At 63.2% G+C, this 13,943-nt stretch carries 10 protein-coding genes, 2 tRNA genes and 2 pseudogenes; 6 read left to right on the top strand and 8 right to left on the bottom strand.

Features of this window, described 5'->3' with window-relative positions; genetic code table 11:
• Positions 1 to 76: 76 nt before the first annotated feature.
• The 3 genes from AKL29_RS22120 to AKL29_RS42910 form a co-directional block, all read right to left on the bottom strand.
• Positions 77 to 646 (bottom strand): disulfide bond formation protein B, encoded by a 570-nt coding sequence (locus AKL29_RS22120; protein WP_050385621.1) that lies wholly within the window; start codon positions 644 to 646, stop codon positions 77 to 79.
• A 113-nt stretch (positions 647 to 759) separates the two neighbouring features.
• Positions 760 to 1,203: an imm11 family protein gene (locus AKL29_RS42905; protein ID WP_028333539.1), complete on the bottom strand. Its 444-nt coding sequence runs from the start codon at positions 1,201 to 1,203 to the stop codon at positions 760 to 762.
• Positions 1,161 to 1,433: a hypothetical protein gene (locus AKL29_RS42910; RefSeq protein WP_050385622.1), complete on the bottom strand. Its 273-nt coding sequence runs from the start codon at positions 1,431 to 1,433 to the stop codon at positions 1,161 to 1,163. Before AKL29_RS42910 ends, AKL29_RS42905 begins: the two co-directional genes overlap by 43 nt.
• A gap of 327 nt (positions 1,434 to 1,760) precedes the next feature.
• Here AKL29_RS42910 and AKL29_RS22135 point away from each other — a divergent pair.
• The 3 genes from AKL29_RS22135 (at position 1,761) to AKL29_RS22145 (ending at position 3,467) form a co-directional block, all read left to right on the top strand.
• Positions 1,761 to 1,845, top strand: a tRNA-Leu gene (locus tag AKL29_RS22135).
• 90 nt (positions 1,846 to 1,935) lie between these two features.
• The gene (locus AKL29_RS22140) at positions 1,936 to 3,135 is read left to right on the top strand and encodes a tyrosine-type recombinase/integrase (RefSeq protein WP_244482296.1); all 1,200 of its coding nucleotides are present in this window, start codon (positions 1,936 to 1,938) and stop codon (positions 3,133 to 3,135) included.
• A gap of 152 nt (positions 3,136 to 3,287) precedes the next feature.
• Positions 3,288 to 3,467, top strand: a complete 180-nt coding sequence (locus AKL29_RS22145; protein ID WP_028333541.1) for a hypothetical protein — start codon at positions 3,288 to 3,290, stop codon at positions 3,465 to 3,467.
• A 4-nt stretch (positions 3,468 to 3,471) separates the two neighbouring features.
• Here the strand turns inward: AKL29_RS22145 and AKL29_RS22150 are convergent, their stop codons facing one another.
• From AKL29_RS22150 to AKL29_RS22160, 3 genes are all read right to left on the bottom strand, one after another.
• Positions 3,472 to 4,782, bottom strand: coding sequence for an HlyD family type I secretion periplasmic adaptor subunit (locus AKL29_RS22150; protein WP_050385623.1), 1,311 nt, complete (start codon positions 4,780 to 4,782; stop codon positions 3,472 to 3,474).
• Positions 4,779 to 6,695 (bottom strand): type I secretion system permease/ATPase, encoded by a 1,917-nt coding sequence (locus AKL29_RS22155; protein WP_152977719.1) that lies wholly within the window; start codon positions 6,693 to 6,695, stop codon positions 4,779 to 4,781. Before AKL29_RS22155 ends, AKL29_RS22150 begins: the two co-directional genes overlap by 4 nt.
• 111 nt (positions 6,696 to 6,806) lie before the next feature.
• Complete coding sequence (locus tag AKL29_RS22160; RefSeq protein WP_152977713.1) at positions 6,807 to 9,815, bottom strand: DUF5801 repeats-in-toxin domain-containing protein; 3,009 nt, start codon at positions 9,813 to 9,815, stop codon at positions 6,807 to 6,809.
• A 664-nt stretch (positions 9,816 to 10,479) separates the two neighbouring features.
• Between AKL29_RS22160 and AKL29_RS46705 the strand changes: the two are divergent.
• Positions 10,480 to 10,934: pseudogene (locus AKL29_RS46705) on the top strand (IS110 family RNA-guided transposase); the annotation flags it as partial.
• A 70-nt stretch (positions 10,935 to 11,004) separates the two neighbouring features.
• A pseudogene (locus tag AKL29_RS46710) lies at positions 11,005 to 11,229 on the top strand (transposase); the annotation flags it as partial.
• Here AKL29_RS46710 and AKL29_RS46715 read toward each other — a convergent pair.
• On the bottom strand, positions 11,164 to 11,559 hold the full coding sequence (locus tag AKL29_RS46715; RefSeq protein WP_050385625.1) for a hypothetical protein: 396 nt from the start codon (positions 11,557 to 11,559) through the stop codon (positions 11,164 to 11,166). The pseudogene AKL29_RS46710 and the gene AKL29_RS46715 overlap by 66 nt on opposite strands.
• Before the next feature lie 519 nt (positions 11,560 to 12,078).
• Positions 12,079 to 12,155: transfer RNA gene (locus AKL29_RS22175), tRNA-Met, on the bottom strand.
• 317 nt (positions 12,156 to 12,472) lie between these two features.
• Here AKL29_RS22175 and AKL29_RS22180 point away from each other — a divergent pair.
• Positions 12,473 to 13,906: a coniferyl aldehyde dehydrogenase gene (locus tag AKL29_RS22180; protein ID WP_050385626.1), complete on the top strand. Its 1,434-nt coding sequence runs from the start codon at positions 12,473 to 12,475 to the stop codon at positions 13,904 to 13,906.
• Positions 13,907 to 13,943 lie beyond the last annotated feature (37 nt).

Here is a 13,943-nt window from a genome sequence, read left to right on the forward strand (position 1 = left end):
ATCAGCGAAACCCATCGCTTTCGTCGCGCCTAAAGAGAAATGGTGGGTTTCGCTTCGCTCTACCCACCCTACTGGCTCAGGCCTTCGCGGCTCGCATCACGCCCCAACCGGCGATCGCGGCCATCGCGAGCGAGATCAGCACGTTGTAACCGGCCAGCGAAATGCCGAGGAAGCGCCACTGCACCTCGTCGCAGCGCACCACCTTGACCTTGTCGAGCTGGTCCAGCAGCGAGCCGGCCTTGCCGAAATCCACCATCGGGCCGGTGCAATCGGTCGGCCCCGGCCAGAATCCCCATTCGACACCGGCGTGATAGGTACCGAGCCCGGCATTGGCGAGCGCGGCGAGGCCGAGGATCACGAGGCCCGCGAGCAGCACCGGACGCGGCGCGCCGCGGGCGGCCGCGAGCGCCACCACGGCGCCGAGCGGCACCGCGAGGTAATAGGCATAGCGCTGCTCGAGGCAGAGCGGACAGGGCATGATCTCCAGCACGAGCTGGAAGAACCAGGCGCCGGCCAGGGTCGCCGCCGCGATCACGGCAATCGCCAGCGCCGAGGTCAGCGCCGGATTGCCGGCGGAAGCATGCGACGGATGGGCGGCGGCAATAGTCACGTCGGTCCTCCTGCGAGCATCGTTCGGGAGGGTCATGGGCCCTGCTCCAAGGTCGTCGATTGCGGTCGTATCGCGTGAAAATACCGCTGTCGAGGCGCGGGACAATCACATCCGCGCGGGTTGACCGTGACGGCCGCCGTCCGCCGCGGTCAGATCGCGTTCAGTCGATGATGCGTGGGAACGCGCAGGCCCCACTGGGTCATCGCCGCCTGCAGCTCATCGGAAAAGAAAAGACTCGGATTGAGCAGCCTGCGTTCATGCCAGAGATGGGCGCCGGCGCTGACACGCTTCAAGACCGTCAGACTGCCATAGCCCTTTTTCGTGGGATTGTTTGCAAAATACGCCGTCGATCCCTCCGACACCTGATGGACGGCGCTTTGTTCCGGCACGAAGCTGTCGATGTAACGGCGGACGATGATGCCGTAATACGGAACGGGGTAGTCCTTGCCCTTCGGCGTGGTGATCCGTAACGGCCAGAACTGGTGCACGCCCGGCTCCAGCTTCTCAATGATGGCGTGCAAGGGTGCATCGACGGCACGGACGCCGTTGGTCAAATGCAGCAGCGATCCGAGCGATTTGCGTGACTCCTCCATCCTGAATTCCAACGGGCATTCGTGCGGCTCGAGCAGCCCCTGTCCTCCCTGAACTTGCGAGCCACCTCGCCGATGTAAGCGACATGCCAGTCGTTCAGCGCCGCCCTCTGCTCCGCAGACATCTGCTCGTCGAAATATTGCTTGAGGCCTTCCTCCCAGCCCACATAGTCGCCGTTCGGGAAGAAGTCGCCGAAGTGGCTGCGCTCGTACCATCCCCACACCATGTTCAAGTGCCCCTTGCTTCAAGTGCCCCGTGCGTCATCGAGATCGACGAACCGGACAATACCGTTACGCTCGCGCCTCCGTCTCGAAGTAGGTTGCCGCAGCCGCGGCCAGGCTCGGGGACGGTGGCAGCGGCGGCCGCTGCCGGGCAAACTCTTCCGTGACCGCCATACGGACGGGCGACGGCTTTGCGTCGTCCTTGGGGTCACACCCCCGGAAATTCCGCTGCCGGGGCGCGGGACATCCCGCCCGCGCGGGTTGACCGTGACGGGCCGCCCGCTATAGTCCGCCGCGCTTCGCGACCCCCGGCCTTCCCGGCCGGGACCATTGCGAATGCCCCTGTGGCGGAACTGGTAGACGCGCTCGACTCAAAATCGAGTTCCGCAAGGAGTGCTGGTTCGATTCCGGCCAGGGGCACCAACCAGGCCGTTCAGGCCCGTTCCAAATCGTTCGCAACCGTCCGCGCGATGCTCGGAAACCCTTGAAAAACAGGGCTTTACGCGTACATCGGTGTTCGTCACCGTTTGTTCTCATCCGATCCCAGCCGGCCGATTTGTTGGTATTTTTGTTGGTATCGTGTTGGTATCGGGAGAACAAACGTTCACGGCGACTTTCGCTATTCCGAATAAAGGAATTGAGCCGATGGCCCGCAAGAACGGTGGCGCGTGCGCCAACCCCAAGCAGATCAGAACCGACGTCGACTGCCGCGCCGCGCAACCACGATTCGACAATGGCGCGTGGAGCGCCGCCAAGATTTCCGACGCGACCGGTGGAGGTCTCTATCTCTTCGTCACGCCCGACGAAACCAGGCCCGGCAAGCCTGCCTCCAAGCTCTGGCGGATGGGCTACCGCTTCCACAGCCGCCAGAAAACCTACTCCATCGGTCCTTACGGCAACGGCAAGGACGGCACGTTCTCGCTCGCCGACGCGCGGCGCGAGCGCGACAAAGCCAAAGATCTGCTCAAGAACGGCAAAGACCCGAGCACAGAGAAACAGCTCGACAAGCACAGGCAGGCCGCCGCCCGGTCATTCGGGCAATGGGCCGACGAGTGGCTCGCGAAGAAGAAGGTTGAGAAAGTCAAACGCGGCAGGATCGTCGCGGTGCGCGACCCCAAGACCATCGAGATCCTTGAGCTGCGCGTCGGCTACGTCAAGGCGCGCTTCGGCAAGATGTGTAGGCAGGACATTAAGCGTCCGGACGTGCTCGCTTTCATGCGTTCATACGAAGCCGAGGGAAAGCTGGAAACCCGCGACCGCGTGCGCAGCATCGGCGAGCAGATTTGCGACTATGCCGACGTCGAAGGCGACGGCTACAATCCATTCCGCAACCTGAATGGGCAGATGATTGCCAACATTTCGACGCCGCGTCCCGGCGTCACCGAACCACGTGACGTGACGCGCGTCTTCAAGCTCATCAGCGCACCGTGGACGAGAGCGAGGTTTGGTGACGTTGTTGGCCTTGGGTTGCGATTCGATGCGCTGACCGTTCCCCGCCCCGGCATGGTCAATGAAATGGAGTGGAGCGAGGTCGATTGGGACGCCGAACGTTGGACTGTTCCAGCCGCCAAGATGAAGACCGGCTGGGACCATGTCGTGCCCTTGTCACGGCAGGCACTCGCAGTCCTACGGAGCGTTCAGAAGCTAACCGGCCATCGCCGATACGCGTTTTCCAGCTCGAGGGATGCGCCGCTGTCGGACCACTCGCGCTGATCGGCTCGCGCACGAAGCTGATGCAGCATTGGGCTGATCGGATCGACCACTGGCTCGATCCCAACAGGGTGATGCCGATCAAAGGTGGCGCGCAGCGGTGAGCCCGTCAAGAGGGACGGGTTGAAGTTCGGTCACTCAGCGCCGCTCGGATCGTGACTGATCACGAGTTCATAACCCGGCAGGGTCTGCCGGCTGACGACAAACTGTTTGAGCAGCGAGAGCAGCCATTCTTCGTCGGCGGCTGCTATTCATGGCGGCTGGATGGACCGTTCGTGGCGGAGACATTCCCGCAGTTCGCGCAGAAGCCGGTCGAGGCCAAGCACGCTTCGTGAGCCGCTAGCGCTCTCGCCAGGCGCGCATCAGCTGATCGGAGAACGGCTTGAAGAGGTAAGACATCACTGTGCGCTGCCCGGTCTGAATAAAAGCTTCGACCGGCATGCCAGCGATCAGCTTCACATTGCCGAGGCGGGCCATCTCCGCCTCCGTCACCGCAATGCGGGTGACATAGAAGCTGGCTCCGCTCTTTTGGTCGTTCGTGACATCAGCGGACACGTGATTCACTTCACCGTTGAGCTGGGGCGTTGTCCGTTGGTTGAAGGCGGTGAACCGCAGCAGCACCGGTTGGCCGACGGACACGCGATCGATCTCGTGTGGGGCGATGCGCACCTCGACGACGAGCAAGTCGTGAGCGGGGACGATCAGCATGATCGGCTCGCCGGCGGTAACGACGCCGCCTATCGTGTGCAGCGCGAGCTGCTGCACGGTGCCATCCTGCGGCGCGCGGATGTCGATGCGCTTGAGCTGATCCTCGGCGGCCACCCGCTTCTCGACCAGTTCCGAGGTCTTCGCGCGAATCTCGGCGAGATCCTTTCCCACCTCGGTGCGGAGATCCTGATCGATCTGCATGATTTGCAGCGCGGTCTCGGTGATCCGGCCCCTTGCTTCGGCGATCGAGGCGACCAGAGCGCCGCGTTCGCCGTGCAGGCGCACTGCATCGCGCTCAAGGGTGGTCACGCGCGTGATCTGGACCAGGTTCTTGCGCCACAGCTCGCGCACGCCAACAAGCTCTTGGTCGACAAACGTTGTCTCGCCGTCTTTCGCCTCGATCTGCTCTTCCAAGCCGCGGATCTGCTCTCGCAGCTGGCCGATACGCTCGTTGAGCTGTGCCTTCTTGCCTGCTCGGGCGGTACCGCGCAGTTCGAACAGCTTGTGCTCGCCGAGGAGCACCCGCGCTACGTCCGTGTCGGAGACACGCGCGATGAGGTCCGCGGGAAAATCGACGCGCTTCTGGTCGTCGCGCTCCGCCTCGAGCCGGGCCTGGCGTGCCGCCATCTCGTCGAGGCTCTTGAGAATGACCAGAAGGTTGGCCCGCGTCACCGTCTCGTCGAGCCGCAGCAGCACGTCTCCGGCCTTCACTCTGGAGCCCTCACGGACATTGAGCTCGCCCACCACGCCGCCGGTGGGGTGCTGTACCTTCTTGCTGTAGCTGTCCACCACCAGCGTGCCCGCGCCGATGACGGCGCCTGCGAGCTCCGTCGTGGCGGCCCAGCCGCCGACGGCGCCTGAGAGAATGATGACCCCCACGAGCCCAGCGCGAAGGTGCCGGCGAATCGAGGGCGGCACTACACTGACCGACTCGCGGTTCATGTGCTCGCTCCCTCGCTCACGACCTTGAGCGGCACCGATGCCGGCCGCGACTGCATCATCTTGGCCAGCAGCGCGTCCTTCGGCCCGTACGTCTGCACACGCCCCTGCGACATCACCATCAACTGGTCGACGCCGGCGAGCGCGCTGGTGCGGTGTGCAACGACGATGACAATGCCGCCGCGCGCGCGCACGCCCGTGATGGCTTGCGTCAGGGCCTGGTCGCCCTCCAGGTCCAGGTTCGAGTTGGGTTCATCGAGAACCACCAGGAACGGATCGCGGTACAGCGCACGGGCCAGCGCGATGCGCTGGCGCTGCCCAGCCGAGAGCGCCGCGCCGTCCTCGCCGATCTGCGTATCGTAGCCATCAGGCAGTTGCAGGATTGTTTCATGCACACCGGCCGCCATTGCGGCCGCGATCGTCGCTGGCCCGTCGGGCTCTGGATCGAAGCGGGCGATGTTCTGGGTTACCGTTCCGGCGAATAGCTCCACGTCCTGCGGCAGATAGCCGATATGTTGCCCGAGTGCCTCCGAGTTCCACTGATCGAGGGCGGCACCGTCGAGCCGCACCTTGCCACCCACCGACGTCCAGACGCCGACGAGGGCGCGCACCAGCGATGACTTGCCAGAGGCACTCGGGCCGACGATACCGAGCCCTTGCCCGGGCTTCAGCGTGAAGGAAACCTCGAGCACCACCGGGCGCTGATCGCCTGGCGGCGCCACGGAGACGGTCTCGACGGCGAGGCCTTTGCACGGCGGCGGCAACGGAGTCTTCTCCGACTCGTCCGGGAGCTGCGCCCAATATTGCCGCAGACGTTTCCAGCTCTGCCGGGCCGCGACCAGGCTTTTCCAGTGCGCGATGGCGAGCTCGACCGGAGCCAGTGCGCGCGACGTCAGGATGGCGCCGGCAATAATGATCCCGCCACTCGCCTCCTGTCGAATGACCAGATAGCCACCGACGCCGAGCACCGCCGATTGCAAGACCGTGCGCAGCACCTTGGAGACGGAGCCGAAGCCGCCAGCGATGTCGGCGGCGCGCCGCTGGCTGGCCATGTAGCCGTCGTTCGCCACCGCCCAGCGCGCGGCAAGGCGCCCCCGCATGCCCATCGCCTGCAATACCTCGGCATTGCGGCGGCTGGCCTCGGCCAGGGCATTGCGCTGCGCCACCCGCCCGGTGATGTCCTTGGTGTGCGCGCGCGTCAGCCGGTCGGTGACAAGCGTCAGCGAGACAAGCAGCAGCGCGCCGATCAGTGCCGTGTGCCCCAGCAACGGGTGGAACAGATAGCAGATCGTGAGATAGAACGGGATCCACGGCAGGTCGAACAGCGCGGTCGGGCCGAGCCCGGAGAGATAGCTGCGCACCTGGTCGAGATCGCGCATCGGCTGCAGCCCGTCGCCGCTGACGCGCCCCCGTAGCGGCCAGCGCGCGACGATGTCATAAGCGCGCTCCGAGAAAGCGCGATCGAGCCAGTCGCCGATCCGGACCAGGATGCGCCCGCGCACAATGTCAAGGAATGCCTGGAAGAGATAGAGGCCGCAGGCCAGGACGGCGAGGCCGACGAGCGTCGGCACGCTGTGGCTCGGCACTACGCGGTCGTAGACTTCCAGCATGAAGAACGAACTGGTGAGGTACAGCACGTTCAGCATGGCCGTGATCAGGCCGATGCCGATCAGCACGCCGCGGCAGGCGCGGAGCAGCGAGGGCAGATCGTGTGCGGGCGACGGCCCGTTGTGATCACCGGCAGGGCCGGGGCGCGCGCTCGCCCGCCGGCGCCGCGCCAAGCGGAACAGAAGGATCGCCGCCACGATAGGCAGCGCTGCGCGGAGCATGAAGTCGCGCGGCCCGTCGAAAGCCGGGCCGCGCCAGGCTTGCGCGTCGGCTGCGATTTGAGACCAGCACTCCGAGAGAATGTCCAACACGCGTATCGATTCCTAGAGGCTTTTCTTGGAGGCTTTCGAACTCGAGAGGCCTTAGCTCGGCGGCGCGGAGGCGCATCCATGTCGGATGCGTCTCCGCGCGCGACGGAACTAGGCCAACGGCCAGTGGCTCACGGTCGTCGAGTCCGGGTTGTCCACCAACACGTTGAAGGTGGCCTTGGCCGTATCGCCGTCAGCGTCGGTGTTGACGACCCGGAACTGGATGTCCTGATCGTTCACCGGTGCGGCCACCTGGGTCGTGAAGTTGATGATGCGGACACCCGCATTGGTATCGGCCGGGTCGAAGTAGAAGCGGATGTATCCGGTCGAGAACGATTCGCCGGCAGCATCGTGATTGGTGCCGGGGACGGCAGTGTTGCCTAAGTCCGCAAGGGTGACGTGGACGTTGCCTTGCTTGAGACTGCTGATGGTCGGGTTCTCGTAATCGATCAAATCGCCGGCGGAGTTGAACAGCCAATACTCCGCCTTGATGCTGCTGATGTTGCCGATCCCCGCCACGTCGAAGGCCAGGTTCTTGAGGTTCACGCCACTGCTTTCGCTGAAGAAGAAGCCTTCGTTCATGTTGATCTGCGACGCCTGCCCGTTCTTCACTCCGAATCCGATATTGTCGGGGTTGAGATCGTCGGCCGGGTTCGTGGGGCCGAGGTTGGCGTGATTCAAGTCACTTGTCGACTGATTGAGCCCCAGCGCGCCTGATGGGTTCGCGTAAAACGTCCCATCATTGAAGAACAGTCCGTTGAACAAGATGTTGTGGCCGCCGCTCGTGCTGACATTGAGCGTCTCGACCGGGCTTCCCGACTTGATGGCGCTGAAGTTCAGCGTCTCCGGCGGGTTGGCGAGCGTCTGCAGCACCGTGAAGGTGTAACCTGTGTCGGTTACGCTCAGTTGATAGACACCGTTGCCGCCGGAATCCTTGTAGGTCAGGATCGTATGATCGGCGTTGTATGATTGCGTGAGCCCGGTGATGGCAGCGCCGGCATCGATCGTGACCTTGGCTCCGTCGGCGCCATCGGGTGACGTGAACGAGTCCGATCCCGAGGAGCCGGCGGTGAACGCGACCGCCGGATGCTGGGCGTCCTGCCCGGAGAGGCTCTCCACCCCGCTGAGGCTTGGACCGTCGTCGAGCAACTTGAACAGGTTTCCGATGTTGGCCGCCGCGGCGGTGCTTGTGTCGCCGTCCTTGTCGGTGGCAGTGGCCGACAGCGTGATGAGGTCCGCGGTCATGGTGGCACTGGCTTCGGAGCTGTCGCCGACCGTCCCCTGAGTACTCGTGGTGTCGGCAGTCGCTTCGTGGACGGCCCGAAATTCGTGGAACGTCACAGTGCCCGTCGAATCGACATGAACGGTGAAAACGAGATCACCGCCCGTGCTCGTCTTGCCGAGTACGTCTCCCTTGAGGAAGTTGCTGCCGTCGGCACTTGCAACGCTGAGCAGAACGGCCTGCGACGACAGCGAATCGATCAGTCCGGAATCGACATTGGCGGACTTGACGCCGAGCGTGTAACCGCCGACGGCTCCAGCCGCGTCGGCGCCGTAATTGGGTGTGAACAGGCCGCTGAAGCTGCCAGACGTGGTGGTGTTCGCTGCATTTGGGGTGGAGCCGGCCGCGAGATAGCTCTCGTCGAGTTGCAACGCCGTGGCGGTGCCGTTCGCCAGGAGGGTCGGACCGTCGTCCTCGAACAACAGGTTGCCGCCGACGGCGGCATGCTCCGTCCCGCTGGTCGTGTTCGAGACGCTGAACGTGAAATTGCCGGCGTCGAAGCTGACATTGGATCCGCTGCCGCTGGTCGGCTGGGCGTTGCCGACCACAAAGCGGTCCATGTGGCTGGATTCAGCGACCTGGAAGTCGACGGTATAGTTCTTTTTCAGGCCATCGACGAAGTACGAACCGTCGCCCGCAGCAGTGATGGTGATGCCCGTCGTGACCAACTGTGTCTTCGCGAGGTCGGAATACACTTTGATCGTATTGCCGAGGATCGGGACCAGCGTCTGGTCGTTGCCGGTCAAGCCGTCGCTCCCGATGCTGGTGGTCGAGACAAGATTGCCGTTCTGAAGATTATTTGTTTCGTTGAAGGCATATATGTGCACTTTGACAATGGTGTTCGTGTTCCCGGGGTTCACCTGGGTCACCGAAAAGCTCGCCTCCGTCACCGACCCGACGTGCGAGGTGTAGCTGAGCTTCGTCAGATCGTGCACGTCTGGATTTGTCAGCGGGAAGTCGGGGTAGTTCACGTGGTTGACGACGTCGATGCGCACCGCCTCACCGGGATTGAGCGCTTGCGAATTATTGCCGAGGCCCTGTGTGCTGACGGTCACCTTCGAGCCCGGCGCCAGGCCGGTGATGAGCATATCGGGATCGCTGGTGTCTGTTCCTGCGGTCGCGGTCTGCTCGATGGCCGACCAGTCGTCCGATCCGGACGGCACGTGACTGAAATCGCCGAAGTTGACGGTCGTCGTCGTGGTGAAGGAGGCCTTCACATCGACGAGGCCGGAAAGGTCAAGCACGTCGGCATCGTCGATCCCGCTGGTGTTGGTATGTTTCAGGGCCTCGTACTGGATGGTCCAGATGTTGCCGCCGGACACCTTGCCGGAGGTGAGGGTCTCGTCGATCACGATTGCGAAAGCCACGGCACCTGTGGAACTGGCGGTCCACGTTTGGCCACCGTCTGACGTGGTGCCCTCACGCCCGAGTAGGATGTTGTTGTTGGAATCGGCGTAGAGGAAGATCTGCGCCCCATTGTGGGTGGCGAAAATCTGGGTGGCGGTGCCGTCGGCGATCGCGTTCCCTGAGGGGTCGGAGAACTGCAGGTCGGTAACGGTGGTTGTGTTGAGCTGGATGAAATCGGTGCTGGCGCTGCCGATCGTCCGCGCGGCAACTTGCGGAAACACCACGCTGGTGTCACCCGACTCTTCGCCGGTGGAGCCAGCCGTAATGCCCAGACTGGTCTTGAGCGCTGCGCTCATGTTCGAAAGCAGGTAAGACCAGGCGACTTCGTTGTCGGGTCCCGCCAGCACGCCAGTGTCATTATCGGTGCCGCTGGTCTGCAAGCTCGCGGCTTCGTCGATGATGAGATTGCCGTTGATGGTCAGCACTGCCATGATTTCCTCCTTGGGAAAGGCGGGTTCGCCTCGCACCTGCTCCAGTGCAAGCGGCAACCGCCCGGGCGCGCGATCGGCCCCTGGTTTCACGTCAAAAAAACGCGTGCGTGCACTCGCCGGCGACATTCCGTCGCCGGAGGAGACGTCAGTTTCTGGCAGTCCATTAGAATGGGGCGCAGCGGAAGCTTGTCGCTACTTCGCGTACGCCCATCCGACGCTGCCTGAATGATCAGTCGCGGAGAGAAGTACCTGCAATCGAATGATCAAATGTTTTTGCATGCTATTCTCCCTCGATCAGCCGCAAACTGCCGCGAACGCAAGTGGAGAAGCACCGTCCAACAAATTTCGAGGCCAAGCCTCCCAATGGAACTTTCTCAGTAAAGGAGTGAGAAAATTCAAGGTAAAGGGTGAAGAAGCAGTACCACCTATGAGGTAGGGCGCATCTATTTAGACACGACGACGACAATGTCGCCCTGCACGTGTGCACGGCGCGGGATGCTGCTAACAGCGCGCGGATAAGCCGGCGCGACCAATTATGCAAGAAGTGCTCTGGAAGCTGGGCCGGAACGTCAGCTCCTGATGCTGTGGACGGCTCCTCCACCGGCACAAGAGTGCCAAGGAGTGGGCGCCGTATTGAGGCTCCCACGATTCGGAGGAGCAGCCTATGCAGTCAATTTCGACGATCGGTCTGGATATTGCGAAGTCGGTCTTTCAAGTGCATGGCGTCGATGCAGCCGGCCAAGTGGTCATACGCCGTCAGCTCAAGCGCCGTTTCGTGCTGTCCTTCTTTGAGAAGTTGCCACCGTGCTTGGTGGGGATCGAGGCTTGCGCGTCATCCCATTATTGGTCCCGCGAGTTGCAGGCGTTGGGGCATACGGTGCTATTGATGCCCTCCGGCCTATGTGAAGCCGTACGTCAAGCGGCAGAAGAACGACAGCACCGACGCGAAGGCGATTTGCGAGGCGGTCACGAGGCCCAACATGCGGTTCGTCCCAACCAAGACGGTCGAGCAACAGAGCTGTCTGATGCTTCATCGAGCACGCCATCTGTTCATTCGCCAGCAGACTGCCGTCATCAATTCAATCCGCGCCTATCTTGCCGAGTTCGGGATTGTCGCCCCCGTCGGGCGCAGGGCGTCGAGCAGTTGCTGGAAGTGGTCGCCGATACATATGACCGTCGGCTCCCAGCGGTGGGCCGCGCGTGTCTTGCGGCTCTCGGGAGCCAATTGCGGGCCCTGAAGGCCCACATCCTGGAGTTCGACCGACGCATCATCGCCTGGCATCGATCACATGCGACGAGCAAACGGCTGGACGCTATCCCCGGCGTCGGGCCGGCGCTGGCAACAGCGCTAGTCGCGAGCGTTGCCGATGCCAACGTGTTCCGATCGGGTCGGGACTTCTCGGCCTGGGTTGGGCTCGTGCCGAACCCAGCCGCCGAATGGATCATTCAAGAAGTAACAGAGTTGCGCGTTGAGGATCAAGTTCAGCAGGGTATCGAGTTCGCGCTCTATCCGTTTGATCTCGGACCGAGCCGTCTCGATCGAGGCCGAGCCTTCCATCCGAAGACGATTCATCCCGCGTGTGAATTCGTCGCAGAATTCCCTGAACAGAGCCGGGTCCATCAGGTGGTAGCGTAGCGCGTTGAGCACGCGTGCCTCCAGCCGCTCGCGCTGGACACTCTTTCGATTTTCGCAGGTTCCCTTATTTCTCGCCGTCGAGCACCCAACTAGGTCGGCCGAGATCATGGCGTATCCGCCACCGCAGCATGCGCATTTTATCAAACCCGAGAACAGGTATTTTGGGCGGCGTCGGTCGCGGAAGCTATTTGGTACCTCAGTGCCATCGTTGTCGCGCTTTATCTTTGTGGCGGCCTGTCGTGCTTTTGCGGCGTTCCAGAGTTCATCATCCACGATGCGGTGGTGCCGCCGGTAAGATCAACACAAAAATGGTTCAGCTTGAGGGCCGCAAGGCTGAGCTCGAGCAAGCGCTAGTTGACGCGGAGGAGCCGCCACCCCTGCTGCACCCCGAAATGGCAACTTTCTATCGACAACAGGTAAGTGCTCTGCATGAGGCGCTGCGGGCTGATACTGAGGCGACCCGGCTGAAAGCTGGAGAGGTCCTGCGCTCTCTCGTGAAGGAGATCGTCCTCACACCCGGGGATGGGGAACTGAAGATCGACGTCCGAGGCGATCTGGCGGGAATCCTGGCGGTCGCCCTCAAAACGAAAACCCCAGCCACGAGGGCTGGGGTTTCGCAATTTGAGATGGTTGCGGGGATAGGATTTGAACCTATGACCTTCAGGTTATGAGCCTGACGAGCTACCGGGCTGCTCCACCCCGCGTTAAACCGTTGCGTGCCTTGCAGAAAGGGTGCCTGAGCCGGCCGGCCAACGCTTTTCAACGGCGCCGATCGATCCGTCCGGGGGCTTCCTGAGAAGGCGACCCGGGCCGAAGCCATCGGGTGCGGGGCGTATGTATCAACGTGAGCCCGGTTTGGAAAGCCCCGGATGCGGGTTTTTGAGGATTTTGTGACGTCGAAATCGCCGGCTGTGCCGGCAGGATTTACCGCCGGGAACCGGGCCTTGCCAGACCGCGCGCAAAAGCGGAGCTTGGCGCGCAACAAATCCGCCAAGAAAACGTCGTCCGAGGGGGAAATGCCATGGACCGGCCATTGAAGAGCCCGGGGCTGCATGCGCTTGAGGAGGCCTTTTATCGCCAGTTCGAGCTGTCGCGCAGCGACCCGGCGCCGACATTGCAGGCACGGCTCGACCGGCTGCGCCGCCTGCGCGCCGCGCTGAACGAGAACGAGGCGCGATTCGAGGCGGCGATCTCGGCCGATTTCGGCCACCGCTCCACCGTCGAGACCGCGATCGCCGAGACCATGCTGGTGCTCGGAGAGATCAGGCACGCGGCCAAGCACCTGAAGGGCTGGATGGCGCCGCGGAAGGTCCCGACCACGGTGCAGTTCGCGCCGGCCAAGAACCGGCTGATGCCGCAGCCGCTCGGCGTGGTCGGCATCATCGCGCCGTGGAATTATCCGCTGCAGCTGACCCTGGCGCCCGCAGTCGCCGCGATCGCGGCCGGCAACCGCGCCATCATCAAGCCGAGCGAGCTGGTGCCGCGCTTCTCCGAGCTGCTGATGGAGACGATCGCCAAGAAATTCGACGTCACCGAGCTCGCGGTCACGGATATCGACAACGAAATCGCAAAGGCGTTTGCCGCGCTGCCGTTCGATCATCTGATCTTCACCGGCTCGACCCGCGTTGGCCGGCTGGTGGCCGAAGCCTGTGGCCGCAATTTGACGCCGGTGACGCTCGAGCTCGGCGGCAAGTCGCCAGTGATCGTCGACGGCTCCGCCGACATCGACGAAGCCGCGCAGCGCATCGCCTATGGCAAGCTGCTCAATGCCGGCCAGACCTGCATCGCGCCCGATTACGTGCTGGTGCCGCAGGCCGCGGTGCAGGCCTTCGCGATGCGGCTGCAGGGTCACATGCAGCACATGTTCGGTACCGATCCCGATAACGCCGATTACACGTCGATCGTCTCGGATCGGCACTATGCGCGGCTCGAGCGGCTGGTCGTCGACGCCGCCGCGAAGGGCGCGACCATCATGCAGCCGGCAACGCCGAACGACCGCGAGTGGAAGGCGAGGCGCAAATTTCCGCCGACCGTCATCGTCGACGCGACGCCAGACATGACGGTGATGCAGGAGGAAATCTTCGGGCCGCTGTTGCCGGTCATCGGCGTGCGCGATGCGGTAGAGGCGATCGCCTTCGTCAACGGGCGCGATCGCCCGCTGGCGCTGTACTGGTTCGGCACCGACAGCGCCGCCCGCGATGCGGTGCTGGCGCGCACGCTGTCCGGCGGCGTCACCGTCAATGACTGCCTGTTCCACTTCGCGCAGGCCTATCAACCGATGGGCGGCGTCGGCGCCTCCGGCACCGGCGCTTATCACGGCGAGTGGGGATTCAAGACGCTGACCAAGTTCAAGCCGGTGTTCTACCGCTCGCGGTTCAACCGGCTTGCCGATCTCTATCCGCCCTATGGCGCGAAGGTCGCGCGGCTGGAGAAGCTGATGCGGATGTTGTCGTAGAAGTGCTGTCGTTCCGGGGCGCGAAGCGAACCCGGAA

This window comes from Bradyrhizobium pachyrhizi (assembly GCF_001189245.1).
Taxonomy (GTDB): domain Bacteria; phylum Pseudomonadota; class Alphaproteobacteria; order Rhizobiales; family Xanthobacteraceae; genus Bradyrhizobium; species Bradyrhizobium pachyrhizi.